The organism is Enterobacter sp. LU1 (genome assembly GCF_008271405.2).
In the GTDB taxonomy this organism is placed as follows: domain Bacteria; phylum Pseudomonadota; class Gammaproteobacteria; order Enterobacterales; family Enterobacteriaceae; genus Enterobacter; species Enterobacter hormaechei_C.
Window position 1 is genome coordinate 64,176 of sequence record NZ_CP043438.2, and the last position, 15,279, is coordinate 79,454.

Sequence of the window (15,279 nt, forward strand, 5' to 3'; positions counted from 1 at the left end):
GCTGAGCCAGAAATGAAAAAAGGGAAATTACTTATTTCCGCTAATTATTCACATGCGATTACTTCGCAGAGAAAATCATATTTAAAATATTCTGGTATATAGGCTCTAATTGTTCTGATGGTACTTTTAAAGGCGTGAGTCGACGGTAAATCGTGCCTTCGATCATCACGGCGGTAATCTCCACGCAGCAGCGAATATGCTCATCGCTCAGGTGAGGGAACTGCTTTTTCAGGTGCTCACAGGCATTGGCGAACATGCGTGCTTCGGCTTCGATCAGCATGTTTGCCACCAGCGGATTGCGCGTGGCCTCTGCGGACATTTCGAGCATCAGCGCGTCATCGTCTTCGTTAAGCGTCTGGCGCCAGGCAAGCGCCTGCGGCATCCCTTCAACCAGGGTTTTGCCCTGCATCTCTTCAATACGTGAGTCGATAATGCGCCGGATCATCTCTTCAATAATCGCGTCTTTGTTACTGAAATAGCGATAGATTTGTCCGACGCTGAGCCTGGCTTCGCTGGCGATCTGCGACATGCTGGCAGCGTGAAATCCACTGGCGCGAAAGCAGCGGCGCGCGGCGGTAATGATTTCGTCCTGCCGCAGTTTTTGTCGTTCTTCCAGCTTTGTACTCATTGTCGGCTACCGTGAAAAGTGAGAATGATCGTTCTCATTATACGTTTTCGGAGACTATTGGAAAGGCTTTTTTTATTTACATATTGAATGAATATTTCCAGGTATAAACAATGGAGAAAATAAGGAGTTTTTATGAAGGTTAAGCTGTGAGATATTCAGATTGCGCTGAAAATAAGGAGAGAATTATGCATCTGAGCATTACAGATAATGTCACAGCCGAAGAAAAAGAAGAATTATTAACGGGGCTAAGAGCCTATAACGCGCAGTTTTTAGATCTGGCGACGTTTGGCGGCGATATTGGCGTATATATGCGAGACGACAATGGCGTCATGCTGGGCGGGTTAATCGGCGTACGGAAAGGCGACTGGCTGAACATCGACTATCTGTGGGTCAGCGACAGCGTGCGGGGAACGGGCGTGGGAAGCCAGCTTATCAAAACGGCTGAAGAGGAGGCCCGTCGCAAAGGCTGTCGTCACGCGCTGGTGGATACGGTCAGCTTCCAGGCGCGCCCGTTTTATGAAAAACAGGGTTATCAGGTGCAGATGTCCTTGCAGGATTACCCTTATCAGGGAATGCAGAGACACTATCTGACCAAACATCTTTAACCGCCGATCCCGGTGCCTATCACGGCTAACACGTGGCGCACCACGATCTCCGGCGAGAGGGCGCTAAGCCTCTCGTCATTGCGCATGCGGGAGAACGGCACCAGCACCAGGCTCAGCAGCGTAGTGAACAGCAGTTCGGGGGCCAGCGCCGGATTCAGCTTTCCTTCCTGCTGCCAGCCTTTGATGGTTGCCAGCGTGGTGTGATATTTCTCATCGCCAAAGCGTGCCTGCAAATGGGTGCGCAGTACCGGCATCTCGCCAATCACCTCCTGCATCCACAGCGGGGCAAACCAGCGATACTTTTCCGCCAGTTCGGCCAGCACCCTGACCATTTCCGTCAGGGCATCCACCGGCGAATCCCGGTTGTCGGCGAAAATCGCCCCGATCCGCTCGCGTAACGGCAGGAAGCGCTCCTCAATCATCGCATCCAGTAACTGTTCTCTGGAGTTGAAGTAGTAGTGCAGCATGGCGGGCGTCACGCCTGCTTCGCGGGCAATAGCGTTCAACGACGTATTGGCGATCCCCTGGCGGGAAAAGAGGTTCAGGGCGATGTCCAGCAGCTGTTCACGGCTGGCGGTAACGCGCTTGCCGCCGCGTGGCCGACCGGGGCGGCGGGGTTCAGAATTGTCCTTTTGTGCTGGCATGGTCACCGTATCTCTTGATCTTATTCATCACTTCCACAAATATTAATTATACGATTAATTAATTTCAAGTGATGTCTTATGGAGTCCGACGTAATGACTCAACCTGCGAAAAAGGCGCCGTCGATTAAGCTGCTGTTCAGCGCACTCCTGCTGGTGATGCTGCTCTCGGCGCTGGATCAGACCATTGTCTCCACCGCGCTGCCGACCATCGTCGGTGAGCTGGGCGGGCTGGATAAGCTCTCGTGGGTGGTAACGGCCTATATCCTCAGTTCGACCATCGTGGTGCCGCTGTATGGCAAATTCGGCGATCTGTTTGGCCGAAAAATCGTTCTGCAAATCGCGATTGTGCTGTTTCTTGTAGGGTCCGCGCTGTGCGGTCTGGCGCAGAACATGACCCAGCTGGTGCTGATGCGCGCCCTGCAAGGGCTGGGGGGCGGCGGTCTGATGGTGATCAGCATGGCTGCCGTGGCGGACGTGATCCCGCCTGCCGATCGGGGTCGCTATCAGGGGTTGTTTGGCGGCGTGTTTGGCCTGGCGACGGTGATAGGGCCGCTGATCGGCGGGTTTATCGTTCAGCACGCATCCTGGCGCTGGATTTTCTACATCAACCTGCCGCTGGGGCTGTTTGCCCTGCTGGTGATTGGCGCGGTTTTCCACGGCAGCGCGCGGCGCAGCAAGCATGAGATTGACTACCTGGGGGCGATTTACCTCAGCATGGCGTTGCTGTGCATCATTCTGTTTACCACCGAGGGCGGGACGATCCGCCAATGGAGCGACCCGCAGCTGTGGTGCATTCTGGCCTTCGGCCTGACGGGGATCGCCGGGTTTATCTACGAAGAGCGGCTGGCGTGGGAGCCGATTATCCCGCTGTCGCTCTTCCGCGACCGCAGCTTCCTGCTCTGTAGCCTGATCGGTTTTATTATCGGCATGTCGCTGTTTGGCTCCGTCACTTTCCTGCCGCTCTATTTACAGGTGGTAAAAGACGCCACGCCGACGCAGGCCGGTTTGCAGCTGATCCCCCTGATGGGGGGGCTGTTGCTCACCTCCATTATCAGCGGGCGCATCATCAGCCGTACCGGGAAATATCGTCTGTTCCCGATCCTCGGCACGCTGCTCGGCGTGGTGGGGATGGTGTTACTGACGCGCATTTCAATCACCTCCCCAACCTGGCAGCTGTACCTGTTTACCGGCGTGCTGGGCATGGGGCTGGGACTGGTGATGCAGGTGCTGGTGCTGGCGGTGCAGAACAGCGTGTCAGCCGATCAATACGGCGTCGCGACGTCTGGGGTGACGCTGTTCCGTTCCATTGGCGGGGCGATTGGCGTTGCGCTGTTTGGCGCGGTGTTCACCCATATTCTGCAATCAGGCCTGATCGACAGGCTGCCGGAAGGGGCGGAACTGCCGCGCGAACTTAATCCCGTTGCCATACACCATCTGCCTGATGCCCTGCGTCTGGACTATCTGGATGCGTTCGGCTCGGCGATCCATGCGGTATTCATGCTGGCGGCGGGGATTATGGTGCTGGCGTTTGTGCTGTCGTGGTTTTTGCGCGAAGCGCCGCTGCGTCGGCAGGCGTGAGGGAAGCGGTTCTGCTTGCGCCTGGACTACCGTAGCCTGATGCCCATCGCCCGTGGCGCTACGCTTACCGGGCCTACACTTCGCCCGTTACGTAGGCCGGGTAAGCGCAGCGCCACCCGGCAACAGGCCGCATATAACTTAACCGTCTTACTGATTCCTTTTCGTTTTTTAGCCTGCCGTCTCGTTGTCGATATAGTCTTCAAAACGTCTATCAAAAGGAACTGTCTCGTGAAACTTCGATTGGGTGCGCTTCTCCTGACTGGCCTGCTGCTCGCGGGCTGTGATCAGGGCGGCAATGATGCCAGACACATTAAAGTCGGCGTGATCAATGGCGCTGAGCAGGACGTGGCGGAAGTCGCCAAAAAGGTGGCAAAGGAGAAATACGGTCTGGATGTTGAGCTGGTGGGTTTTAGCGGCTCGCTGCTACCCAACGATGCCACCAACCAGGGCGAACTGGACGCCAACGTCTTCCAGCATCGCCCGTTCCTCGCAGAAGATAACAAGGCGCACAATTACAAGCTGGTCGCCGTGGCCAATACCTTCGTCTTCCCGATGGCGGGTTACTCCCGAAAGATTAAATCGGTCTCTGAGCTGAAGGACGGCGCAACCATTGCGATTCCAAACGATCCCACCAACCTTGGCCGCGCGCTGTTGCTGCTGCAAAAAGAGAAGCTGATTACCCTTAAACCGGATGTTGGCCTGCTGCCAACGGCGCTGGATATTACCGCGAACCCGAAAAACTTACAGATTATGGAGCTGGAAGGGGCGCAGCTGCCGCGCGTGCTGGACGATCCGAAAGTGGATGTGGCCATCATCAGTACCACCTATCTCCAGCAAACGGGGCTTTCTCCGGTACACGACAGCGTCTTTATCGAAGACAAAAACTCACCCTACGTGAATATTGTGGTCACGCGTGAAGAGAACAAAGACGCCGAAAACGTGAAGGAATTTATCCAGTCCTATCAGTCGCCGGAAGTGGCGAAAGCGGCGGAGACCCTTTTTAACGGTGGCGCGGTGCCGGGCTGGTAAGCCCCGGTAAAAAGGCCAGCGCTCCGCTGGCCGTCAAAGCGTTACGCGGGCATCGGTTCGGCTTTCGGGCCACAGAAAACCCTGACCAGACTGTGCGCCGGACGCGCGGGCGCGCGCCAGATCCCGCGAGTTTTCGATGCCTTCTATAAGAATTGATTGCGCGATACCTGCCCTGACCTCCTGTACAAACGGGGCAAGCGGCGCGCGCTCGCGCAGCGCTGAGCGGTCAATTTTCACTCCATCCAGCGGCAGCGCAAGCCGCGCGAACGCCTCCGCCAACTCCCGGGTTAAATCGTCCAGCCAGATTTGCCATCCCGCCTCTTTTAACCGAACAAGCGTGGCATGAAGGCGACGTTGCTCATCCTCGCTCAGCCGTGTGATGGTGAGGGGATCCTGAATTTCAATCGTTAACCGCTGCTGATGGCGTAATGCCAGCAACAACCGGATAGCGCGTTCGTTGAGAAGGTGTTCTGCCTGAAGGTTTAGCCAGTAAGCGTCCCGGGCGGGTATCTGTAACAGGGTGTTGGCCTGCCAGAAGAAGATTTGCAGCGCGCTGCGCGAGGGCAGCGAGGCAAACAGCACCTCAAGATTGACGTTATGGATCTCCACGAGAACTTCATGCGCGAACACCTGGCCCGAATGAAGATCGACAAGAGGCTGGAATCGCAGCCCTGAGATACGTTGCAACAGGGGAGAGGGAAGAACGGTATACATGGAACAGCCTTCAGGAAATGAAAAAAGGTTCCCGCGGACACGGGAACAAAAGGCAAACGACACACGGTCAAATTTTTAATTCAGGATCCAGCGAATGCTCTGGTAAAACGAGGGGCCACGCACGGCCTTAAGCTTGTTCATGGCGTTGTTCTTATAAAAGTAAACCAGCCTGACGTTACACCCCAGCTGACGGGCGATTTGCTTGGTTTTGAGATTACAGGAATAGCCGCGCAATACGCTTGCCTCCTCGCTGGACAGCCTCGCCGGGGTGCGTAAGCGGGTCGTCATGCCTACGTTGTAACGGCCAGACTCTTGCGGCGTCTGGCTCATCAGTATTTGCCACAGCGCTTTGATATCCCCCAGGGAGACTCTTTTGCTGATGACTCCATCAACATGTTTGAATTTCAAATAGCCGGCGGATAACGAATAGATATAGATCTTCGCTGTCATTTGTTTCTGTTTAATACAGAGAATGTCGTCATTCGTCGTCACCCGGAAATGACGCGTATTCAACGGATCATAAATGATGATATCAAAGAGTTGTTCACTCATAGCAAGTTCTTCGATATGGGTAAATCCATGGAAAATAACGTCGTGTTTTTCATCAGGCTCACGCTTTCCAAGCGATTGCAGGCCAATCATCGTGAATTCGCAGCTGTCAACAACGGCAACGTGAATTGTTTTTTTATTTTGCATTGGCATTCTCCTTTCGCTGAGTAAACAGTCCATATAAGAGAAAATGGCGGTTCGCACTCTCTTATTAAAAGAATAGCGAGCACTTTTTAAATAACGCGATGCGATGGCATCAATGTAAGCCAATACAAACCGTCGAGTAAAGCTGAAGCCAATTATTAGCGGAAGATAAAATTGAAAAATGGTTTTAATGGTATATGCAATTGTTTTAATCTTCTAATAATATTCATGCCAGATTTTTATTCTGTAAATGAGCGGATAATAAGCATCAGAAGGTTGATTAATGGGGTTAATCCACCGCCTTTTCAGTGATTTACTGCTATTTCTGTAAGAAAAATTGTGATCGTGGCAGGATTATCGACAGGGCTTTATCTGCGAGGGGAAACGGCGTGCAGAATAAAATAGAATTTTTTCTATGAATTTAATGTCCTTGTTCAGATTTTTAGGCCTGAGAAGGATAAAATCCTGGCGCGAAGAGGTTGTGAGTGGTGAGTACATAAACTATTATCATTTTCCTCCGGTCACGAGAATTTAGAAAAGACATGAATAATACTGAACGTATCGTAAGGGTAATGGTGTTTTACAAAATAAATATATTTAAAGAGATAATATTCCGGGCGCTCCAGGATCTTTTACCCGATTACATACTGAACATTACTCAGGTCGATTCCACAGAACAGGCGCTGGCGGCGGTGGCGGATAATAACGTGGATGTTTTCTTCACTGAATTTAATTATCTGCTTAATCATAAAGAGTGGAGTGCGGAGGTCAGCAGCCGTTTTACATCTTTATGTAAAACCCATCACGTCAGGCGTGTTCTGTTGGTGCCCGAGCTGCCTTACGGGCTGTTAAAAAAAGTTCTGGAGATGAAATTTGAATTAACCATCAGTCAGCAGGATGAATTGACTGAACTGAAAAAGGAATTACCCGCGTTGCTCATGGCGGACGGGCAAAAACCGTCGATCTCTTCGTGGCTCAGGCGGGTAATGCGGTCCGGCTCCCGGGCGCGTTCCATCCTCTCGGCCAGAGAGTGGGAGGTGCTTCATCTTATCGTGGAAGGATTTTCAACGACGGAGATTGCCCGTCATCGAAACCGTTCGGTCAGTACCATTGCGACACAGAAACACAATGCAATGAAAAAGCTGAATCTTTCCAACCACAGCGAACTGATTAAGTATGTGCAAGCGGTTGGAAAGATGGAGGAATAGTTCACATCAGGGATAGATGATATTCAGCGTAGCCGATGTATTGATCTTACCCTGGCTCACCTGGGCGGGCGCCCACACGTAATAGTACGCCGCCATCGGAAGGGTGAAATGTTCGTCCAGCGCCGCGCCAGCCGCCACGCTGAAAATCATCGTGGCGTTGCCACGGCTGGTGGTTGAGGTAGAGAAGGTCACCGGCGTTTGCGGGGCGTCACGTTTTATCAGGCGGAGCCCCACGCCCTGCGCCGCGCTACTGCTGCTGTCGATCAGCACCGAGCTGTCGGTTGAGAGCAGCTGCGTGCTGGACAGAAACATCTCAATTGACCGATCGGAATTGCCGTTAACCCCGACGTTCTGACAGCTCATGTTCAGTGAAAAAGGCGTCAGCCCCGGCTGTGAGGATGCACTGAGCTGGGGAATGCCGAGCGTCGGCAGCGCCACGGTCAGCCCCGCATTATCAAAGGAACAGGTAGTCAGTTTCGGCGCGTATTTGATGATCATCGGTTGACCAAACATATCTCGGTTGTCGTAAGGCCACTTGAACCCGCTGAATAACCACTGCGCTATCTTGATGACCTGATTGATTGGCCAGGTGATGATTTCCCAGATGGATAACCCGCTCATGTCGCTGACGAACAGAACGTCGCTCATGTTCGCCGTATCCCCCGTCAGGGTGGTACCGCTCTGGTTAACGAGGGTGAAGCGAACCGTAAACGGTGTGTTCAGCTCAGACGCCGTATGGCTACCGCTGGCTGACAGGGTTTTATTGGCCGGGGGATTGGTGATCTCCGCCCGCACCATATACTTGTTGTTGCTGAACCCGAGGATGGTCGCGTATTTGCTGTCGGTCGACAGGATCGGCGTGTAAGAAAATTCACTGTTACCCGTCGTACAGTTGAACGAGCCGCTGTACTGGGTGGTGAAGCTGCCGGTCCATGTGGGCGTGGCCGGGCTCAGCTTATCCGATAAATCAATGGTAATCGGTGTGCCATAAACGATGCTGCTGCCGGAGCAGGTGGCATAGCTCATCCCGCTAATGCTGGTGAGGAGCAGGAACATGAATGATCGTAACATTTTGATAATCCGTAATTAATGGCAAACCGATGAGGAGCTGTTCAGCCCCCAGGCCGGGGAGGAGATTTCGCACTTTCCGCCGCGGAGATGCACGTTGAGCGTGCGTGGCGGCTGTTCAGCACGGATATACAGTACGCTGGCCTGGCCGACATACCCGACAGATCCACCGTGTTCATCCAGCACTTCGGTGCCAAACGGCAGCGGTTTGCCGTCGGTGCGCGTCGCATGAAGTACCCATGACTGGCGCTTATCGGTTTCGAAGCGGATATAACTCACCGCCCCGTCATAAGGCGCCACGTTAGCCATATTGCCGATCACCTCCGCGCCAGCGCTGTTTTCCGTTTCAGTTAACGTAATGGCGTTTTTGCGATACGGGGTGGCGTAAGGCACCAGCGCTACGCCATCGCGGTTCGTCATAATGCTTTCATCGCCGTTCACCATCAGCCCCTCCGCCTTTGGCGCATCGACGATAGTCATGGTTGTGCCGGTTTCGTTTGAGGCGAGAACGTGCCACGGGTAGGCCACCAGGCTTCCGCGTCCGCTGAGCCCGGTCTGGCGGTAGTCGGAGGATTCGCTGTAAGAGCCACCGAGTGTCGCGAAGTTCGAACGGTACGCGGCGTTAACGCTTGCCGCATTTTTACCCCCACGCGCATTACTGCCGGAGAGGGTATAGCTCAGGCGGTTCGACGCCAGCGCGTTCCCGCTCATGCTGATATTGCTCTGCTCGTAATGCGAATCGCTGGCCGTCAGGCTGGAGGTGATCCACGCATTATTATCAAACAGCGAGAACGGCAGGCTGAGGGAGAGGTAAAGGCGCGTCTCTTCTTCACTGTCCCTGTTCCGTACCCGGCTGGCCGACAGGGTATAGCTGGCGCGGCCGATGGCGTTGGAATAGCCCATCTGATATTCGCGCGTGGTTTGCTGTGAGTTCCAGTAATCGCGCTGTGTGCCGGAGACAAACACCGTGCCCCAGTTATTGAGCAGGCGCTGATTAAGGTTAAGCGTAAAGGTATTCTTGGGCTGCGCCGCGCGCAGGGCGTCCCAGGTGCTTAGCGACATGTCGGGCGCAACGCCAAACCGATCTTCATAGTCGTCGTACTGCGCTCTCAGGCGCTGATACCCTTCGCGCGAATAGAGCGCGTCGCTGAAGCTGTAATAGCCTTTAGTGGAATAGCGATAGGCCGCCAGAGTGAAGTTGGTGGCAGTGGTATCGATAAATTTGCTGTACGACACGCGATAACTCTGACCGCTGCTGGTGCGATCCTGTAGGGTGGTTTTGGCGTGGGTGACATCAAACGAGACCGCGCCAAAGGGAAGGTTCCACCCGGTACCGACAAGCCCGGCCTGGTAGTTATCGCTAATAATCGTCCCGGTATACCCGGTGATGAGGTTATTAAACCCGTAGCGCAGCGTGGCCTGCATGAATGCGGGTTCGGCATCGAGCGTGTTCTGGTGCACTTTACCCGCCACCACGCTGTACTGACTCACCCCTTCTTTTAGCATCCCGGGCACGGCGGAAAACGGCACCGTGAAGGACTGCTGTGAACCGTCCGCCTCACGCACCACCACCAGCAAATCGCCCGCGGAGCCGGTAGGCTGAATGCTGTCGAGGGTAAACTGGCCCGGCGGCACGTTCTCCTGATAGATCACGTTGCCATTCTGGATAACTTTCACCAGGGCGTTCGTCCGTGCCACGCCGTGAACCACCGGTGAAAAACCCTGCTGTGAATTTGGGCGCATCTTCATATCCGACGCCAGCGACACGCCGCGCACGCGCAGGGAATCAAACAGATCGCCAGGAATATAAAAGTCACCCAGCGTCAGGTTGGATTTCAGCGAGGCCAGGGGACGGCGCAGGTAGCGGGTATTATTCTGCCAGCTACTCTCTCCGCTGGCGGTTTTCCGCCAGGCGCTGCTGTCGCGAAACTGCCAGCCGAACAGGTTGGCGCCGGAATCCAGCCCGGCATAAAAATCATCATTTGTGTCTTTCGCAGTGCCTTTCGCGCGGGTGTTGTACCAGGTCGTGTTCCACGAGAGCATCAGCGCCGGGATCCCCTCGTCCCAGAACTGGGGGGCAATGTAACCTTCTTCAGTACGCTGCACGGCCGCCTGCGGAACGGTAAGCGCCAGACTCAGGGTGCTGGTATCGGTTTTGACTTCACCGCCCTGAACCAGATCGCGCAGCTGGACCTGCCCGTGCGCAATGGCGGGCGCAGGCACGGACGTGGTGTTGATGCCCAGCGACCGGGCATCTTTCCAGGCAAGGCGGATGTCGTCACGCTGCTCGCCGTAGATGACGGTATAACGTCCCTTCCAGCTGCCGTTTACGTAGATATCCATCTCCTGACTGCCGGCAGGCATGGCGTTGTTTTCGGAAAAGCGAGACAGATCGGACTCACCGGATGCGCCAGCAAGCAGGGAGGGATCAAACGAGACGGCCCCTGATTTATGCGAAAGCAGAAGCGTGCAGACTGCCAGCAGACAGAGTCTGTTTTGTTTCATTTTCATGGTGAGTCTTTCCGATCACTGACTGGTGAAAGTGCGGGTTTTATACGCGCCAAGATCGTCCACATACATCAGCTGGAAGGTCTGTCCGCGCTTAACCGTATTTTTGGCGGCGACCGTCAGCTGCCCAAACGGGGAAACCATCGGGGACTCCTGGAGCAATTTCGTTTTACCCAGCGAAATATTGGCGACCGTAATATGGAACGGACTGTTATTTGTAATGCGAAAGCGATCGCCGTCGGCGGCGAGCGTCAGTTTCGCCACCGCGTCATCCAGCGTGCCTTTCAGCGCAGCGGGCCGATAAAAAAGTTTGATACGGGATTTAATCGCCAGCTGAACGGTATTCTGGTTTTGCAGATTTTCAGGTCTGGGCGGAATGTCGAGGACATTCAGGAAAAAGACGGATTCGCGATCCGCAGGCAAGCTGGACGGCAGCTTTTTAATACGAAGCTGTTGACCATTATGTTCGTTAACCTTTATCACCGGCGGCGACAACAGAAACGGCACATTGGCTGTTTCCGGCGTGGAATTAATATCACCGTCATCTATCCAGGATTGTACCAGAGCCGGCGCATCGCCCGTATTCATTAACTGGACGATCACCTCTTTGTTATTTTCAGGATAAAGGACACGGGTGCCATTAATGACAATATTGGCCCATGAGTGACCCGTGCTTAGCAGTAAGCCTGCCAGCAAAATTGCCTTGCGCATGATTGCAACCTTAAATACAGGCTCTGCGAAAACAGAGCCTGAATAATCACTATTACAGGTAGGAAATGGTATACGTTACGTTGGAGGTTAACTCGCCCACGGTGGCGGCAGCGGCGTTTGTTTTATAGTAATAAACGTCCAGCGTCAGCGTTTCGGAATCTGGCGCGGTCGCTGTACCCATAATATTTGTCGTGTAAGGCTGGTTCAGGGTAATAGGCGTAGACGAACCTGGCTCCACTAACGCAAAGCCGACATTACGTGCCACGCTGGCATCGCTTTCGTTCACGCTGTTATTCAGCAGGTATTTACCGTCAGTGGAAATATTATCCGCGCTGGAGAAATAAACTTTCAGCGGGGTACCGGTCGTTCCGGCTGCTGGTGAGCAACCAGAGAACGTCAGCGCAATAGATTTTTTATTTCGGGTGATCAGGCCAACCGTGGTGCCCGCATCTTTTACCGAAATAGGGGAAAGCGCAACGGTAAAGTCCGCGCTTTTACCGCCGTTAATGGTACAGGTTGTATCGGTAATAGCGCCGGTAAAGTTAATGATACCACCCGCCGAATTGTCTGCGGCCACTGCGCTGGTAGAGGCAATAGCGGCGGCCAGCAGTGATACGGTCATGATCGATTTGAACATGATAAACTCCATGAAGATTTGTGTTATTTAAAATGAATGTTAATCGGCTACACATGTCCCTGATGTACCGGCTAGACGCATGGCGACTCGGGAGAATGCTTTGACGATATTATGTTGCACTAAAAAAGTACATAACAAAACATTATTCCAACAACTTCTAAAGTTTAAGATTATAATCTTGTCAGTATGTTTTTTTTAATGTTTTAACCTAAATGCGTTGGTTCGAAGATTTTTATTAATGCTTTAATAATCGTTAATTAATGAAGCTTTATGAATTCATCTCTCAATTAATATCACGCGACTTGACCACACAAACTTTAGACTTATTATTGCCTGGCAAATGCACAAAAATTTAACAATGGCGTAATAATAATATGAAGTATCTCATTGATCTTACAATGCTTTATGAAGTCGACACCGGTATGATCATGATTAATGGAGAGGAAGAGTCATCCATTAAGTTATCTAACCAGGCGGGTCGTCTGCTTTATGAACTTATCATCAATAATGGTAAAACACTCGACAGAGACGACCTGATAAAGAAGGTCTGGGAGGATCATGGTTTCTCTGGTTCTTCGGTGAGTCTGAATGTTGCCATAAGTGAAATCAGAAAAGCATTTCGTACATTAGGCTGCGACCCTTTACTGATAAAAACGATACGTGGCAAGGGATTTAGCCTTGCCGCGCATATTGAACACCACACGGTCAGGCCGCCGGTTATTTCAACGCTTAGCGAAGAATCTGCCTCTGAAGCATTCGATACGCTAGCGCATAAGAAAGATGCCGATCCGCCTAAACAAATAATATCGCTGCACAGACTCTTTATTTCTCTCTGCACGTTATTACTGATTATTGTTACCGGCACCGCTGTTTTACTGTTGCACCAGCGGGATTCCTATGCCGAGAGCCTGAAAGATTCTGATATGCATCTGCTCGGTAAAGTGGACAGGTGTACGATATACCTGATCGATAAGAATATGTATCAGCCGCGACAGCACTACTTTAATCACGTAAAAGAGGTCATCGCCAGTCAACATATCGACTGTCAACATCAGGTTGCAGATGCTTACTATTCCAGGTTTAAAAAGTCGCAGATAGAAAATTATTTCCTGGCCATCTGTTATCAGCAGGACAGTATCGACGATTATAAGAACTGCATTTCTTACAGAAGCCTGACCGGGAGTTAAAATATGTCAAGGACTAAAATGAGTGTACTGTTCAGTATCGTACTGGCGCTGTCTGTCATCGCGTTGTTATGGGTCTATTTTACCAGAACGCAGGATGAGGGGTTTGGCTGCCAGTCAGATACCATTTCCTGGAAAACCTATTCCACGGGTGAGTCAACCGATATGTCGCTAACCACGCTTTTCCTGTTTAACAACAAAGATGTTGTGACGGTTATTCATAAAGGCGTACTCAAGAAAGAGGGCAAAAGCTACCTGATTGACAGAAATTACACGCTCAGCGTGGAAAAGGTCGACGGCAGCAATATCTTTTATATTAAGGATAAAAAGCTGAATAAATCTGAAGATGATGCGGCGCCGGATGGCGTTGTAAACGAAATGTTACTTGATAATATCAACTTCTTCTATATTACCAGCGTAAAAAAACATGCGTGGTTAATTAAGGGGCTGGTGTTGCCTGTAATGATGTGTGTAGCTGTCCCGACGTCCTGATATTTCTCTTTATTGAAAAATCGATATTTATCTATTACTCGGGAAATTGAGTAATTTACTCAATACGTAACAATAAGATACGAGAAATTTATTTATATTTTTATTGTTGCTATCCGTCGAGTGAATTTTTCTGTATTGCCTCGTTATTTTGCGGCTGTCTATACTCCGCCTCGAAAAAGGGGCTCCCCTTTTTATACACGTGGATTCTTTTTTGAAGGACTAAATAAATGAACAAACTGAACGCTATCGTTCTGGGCTCCCTGCTGTCTGTTTCTGCCCTGAGCGCAGTTAATGCAGCTGAAACGACGGCTTCTGCCACCTGGCAGGCAACCGCGACCAAAGACAGCGAATCCGATCTGGTTGTTACGCCAACGCGTGCTTTGAACTTCGTTTACAGCGCCAATACCAAATCTTTCAACACCGATACCGGTCTGTTTGATGTGGCTATCCGTGGCGATCACTCTACGGCGACCAGCTTCAAACTCGAAGCTATCCTCGACGATTCAAACAACACGCTGTTCAGCGTGGGTGGTGAAGCGACCAAGCTGAAAGTGGGTGCGCGTTGGGGCGGTAACGACCTGGGCTCTATCGGTGGCACCGTGGGGGCGAAATCGACCGCATGGACCACGCTGGTTGATTCTTCTTCTAACACCGGCGTCTCTTCTGGCCTGTGGAACCTGACCACCAGCGCAGGCGCGGCGGCAGATACCGAAATTACCGGCCAGGACAAATTCGTCTTCTACGTTGACTCCGCTCAGGACAACGCGGGTACTGCGAAAGAGTTCAAAGACCTGACCAACAGCCTGTGGGAAGGGACCGTGTCTGTTGCGTTCCGCGCAACCTGGGGCTAAGGCCTGATCGATCCAGGGGCGCAAGCCCCTGTTTAGGGAAATAGCATGTTTAACCTCAAATCCACCTTCTTATTTTTATTATTTATCTCTTCCTCCGCGCTGGCCATTAATGTGGGAAAAGTCACCACCATTATTTCTGCGGATGCTGACTCCACCGCCAAGGAAATAAAAAACGAAGCAGACAGCGTGCGTATTGTTTCTGTTCGCGCACAGCGGATCAGCAGCCCAATGGATGAAGGGATCGTCATTAATCCGGAGAAAGTGGACGAACTGTTGCTGACGCCCACGCGCATGGTAATGCCCGCCGGTACCAGCAATATCGTCAAATTTTACTATCACGGGAACGCCGATAACAAAGAGCGTTACTACCGCATTACCTTCACGGATGAAGGGGTAAGCGAAGAGGTGGACAGCGGTTCGCCAAAAAACGGCACCGGGATGACGCGTGCGGTGGTGAGCACCATTCTGGTGGTTCAGCCCCGGGATAAGAAGATTGATTTCGTCTATGTGGCGGGAAAAATAACCAATAAAGGGAACACCTCGTTTCGCGTCAATGCGACCGGGACCTGCCTGAAGCCGAATCCGGAATCCCCCGGCACGCCGTGTAGCAAAAACTTCTACCTGATGCCAGAGACCTCGCGCGCTATCGAGGATATCAACGTTACGGATAACCATTTTCATCTCGGAATATGGGACCTGAAACAGTTCATTCCTGTTAAGTAAGGATGC

General features: G+C 52.1%; 16 protein-coding genes. 8 read left to right on the plus strand and 8 right to left on the minus strand.

Annotated features, from left to right (window positions below; translation table 11 throughout):
- Positions 1 to 58: 58 nt before the first annotated feature.
- The gene (locus FZF21_RS00305) at positions 59 to 628 is read right to left on the minus strand and encodes a TetR/AcrR family transcriptional regulator (protein WP_000104919.1); all 570 of its coding nucleotides are present in this window, start codon (positions 626 to 628) and stop codon (positions 59 to 61) included.
- A 185-nt stretch (positions 629 to 813) separates the two neighbouring features.
- On the opposite strand from FZF21_RS00305, the gene FZF21_RS00310 reads away from it, so the two are divergent.
- Positions 814 to 1,233, plus strand: a complete 420-nt coding sequence (locus tag FZF21_RS00310; RefSeq protein ID WP_015570097.1) for a GNAT family N-acetyltransferase — start codon at positions 814 to 816, stop codon at positions 1,231 to 1,233.
- Here the strand turns inward: FZF21_RS00310 and FZF21_RS00315 are convergent.
- A complete protein-coding gene (locus FZF21_RS00315) occupies positions 1,230 to 1,877 on the minus strand; it encodes a TetR/AcrR family transcriptional regulator (protein ID WP_017383663.1) in 648 nt (215 codons plus the stop codon). The genes FZF21_RS00310 and FZF21_RS00315 overlap by 4 nt on opposite strands.
- A gap of 93 nt (positions 1,878 to 1,970) precedes the next feature.
- Between FZF21_RS00315 and FZF21_RS00320 the strand changes: the two genes are divergently transcribed.
- Together FZF21_RS00320 and nlpA are read left to right on the plus strand one after the other, a co-directional pair.
- Positions 1,971 to 3,455, plus strand: a complete 1,485-nt coding sequence (locus FZF21_RS00320) for an MDR family MFS transporter (protein WP_017693997.1) — start codon at positions 1,971 to 1,973, stop codon at positions 3,453 to 3,455.
- 228 nt (positions 3,456 to 3,683) lie between these two features.
- Positions 3,684 to 4,484, plus strand: coding sequence for a lipoprotein NlpA (nlpA, locus tag FZF21_RS00325; RefSeq protein ID WP_023302839.1), 801 nt, complete (start codon positions 3,684 to 3,686; stop codon positions 4,482 to 4,484).
- Positions 4,485 to 4,517: 33 nt separating this feature from the next.
- On the opposite strand, the gene FZF21_RS00330 is transcribed toward nlpA, so the two are convergent.
- Together FZF21_RS00330 and FZF21_RS00335 are read right to left on the minus strand one after the other, a co-directional pair.
- On the minus strand, positions 4,518 to 5,198 hold the full coding sequence (locus FZF21_RS00330) for an EAL domain-containing protein (protein ID WP_023302840.1): 681 nt from the start codon (positions 5,196 to 5,198) through the stop codon (positions 4,518 to 4,520).
- A gap of 75 nt (positions 5,199 to 5,273) precedes the next feature.
- The gene (locus tag FZF21_RS00335) at positions 5,274 to 5,894 is read right to left on the minus strand and encodes a LuxR C-terminal-related transcriptional regulator (protein ID WP_045910980.1); all 621 of its coding nucleotides are present in this window, start codon (positions 5,892 to 5,894) and stop codon (positions 5,274 to 5,276) included.
- Positions 5,895 to 6,463: 569 nt separating this feature from the next.
- Between FZF21_RS00335 and FZF21_RS00340 the strand changes: the two genes are divergently transcribed.
- Positions 6,464 to 7,099: a LuxR C-terminal-related transcriptional regulator gene (locus tag FZF21_RS00340; protein ID WP_045356877.1), complete on the plus strand. Its 636-nt coding sequence runs from the start codon at positions 6,464 to 6,466 to the stop codon at positions 7,097 to 7,099.
- A gap of 6 nt (positions 7,100 to 7,105) precedes the next feature.
- On the opposite strand, the gene FZF21_RS00345 is transcribed toward FZF21_RS00340, so the two are convergent.
- From FZF21_RS00345 to FZF21_RS00360, 4 genes are read right to left on the minus strand one after another with little or no spacing between them, the layout of a single operon-like run.
- Positions 7,106 to 8,170 (minus strand): fimbrial protein, encoded by a 1,065-nt coding sequence (locus FZF21_RS00345; RefSeq protein ID WP_048246618.1) that lies wholly within the window; start codon positions 8,168 to 8,170, stop codon positions 7,106 to 7,108.
- Positions 8,171 to 8,185: 15 nt separating this feature from the next.
- The gene (locus FZF21_RS00350) at positions 8,186 to 10,678 is read right to left on the minus strand and encodes a fimbria/pilus outer membrane usher protein (protein ID WP_023295675.1); all 2,493 of its coding nucleotides are present in this window, start codon (positions 10,676 to 10,678) and stop codon (positions 8,186 to 8,188) included.
- A 15-nt stretch (positions 10,679 to 10,693) separates the two neighbouring features.
- On the minus strand, positions 10,694 to 11,386 hold the full coding sequence (locus tag FZF21_RS00355) for a molecular chaperone (RefSeq protein ID WP_015570089.1): 693 nt from the start codon (positions 11,384 to 11,386) through the stop codon (positions 10,694 to 10,696).
- Positions 11,387 to 11,438: 52 nt separating this feature from the next.
- A complete protein-coding gene (locus FZF21_RS00360) occupies positions 11,439 to 12,023 on the minus strand; it encodes a fimbrial protein (RefSeq protein ID WP_149121132.1) in 585 nt (194 codons plus the stop codon).
- A gap of 374 nt (positions 12,024 to 12,397) precedes the next feature.
- On the opposite strand from FZF21_RS00360, the gene FZF21_RS00365 reads away from it, so the two are divergent.
- From FZF21_RS00365 to FZF21_RS00380, 4 genes are all read left to right on the plus strand, one after another.
- Positions 12,398 to 13,210 carry a winged helix-turn-helix domain-containing protein gene (locus FZF21_RS00365; protein ID WP_015570087.1) on the plus strand — a complete coding sequence of 271 codons (813 nt, stop codon included), beginning with the start codon at positions 12,398 to 12,400 and terminating at the stop codon, positions 13,208 to 13,210.
- 18 nt (positions 13,211 to 13,228) lie between these two features.
- The gene (locus tag FZF21_RS00370; protein ID WP_017383656.1) at positions 13,229 to 13,699 is read left to right on the plus strand and encodes a hypothetical protein; all 471 of its coding nucleotides are present in this window, start codon (positions 13,229 to 13,231) and stop codon (positions 13,697 to 13,699) included.
- A 227-nt stretch (positions 13,700 to 13,926) separates the two neighbouring features.
- A complete protein-coding gene (locus FZF21_RS00375) occupies positions 13,927 to 14,550 on the plus strand; it encodes a common pilus major fimbrillin subunit EcpA (protein WP_003860995.1) in 624 nt (207 codons plus the stop codon).
- 45 nt (positions 14,551 to 14,595) lie between these two features.
- A complete protein-coding gene (locus tag FZF21_RS00380; RefSeq protein WP_015570085.1) occupies positions 14,596 to 15,273 on the plus strand; it encodes a pilus assembly protein in 678 nt (225 codons plus the stop codon).
- The last annotated feature ends 6 nt before the right edge of the window (positions 15,274 to 15,279 follow it).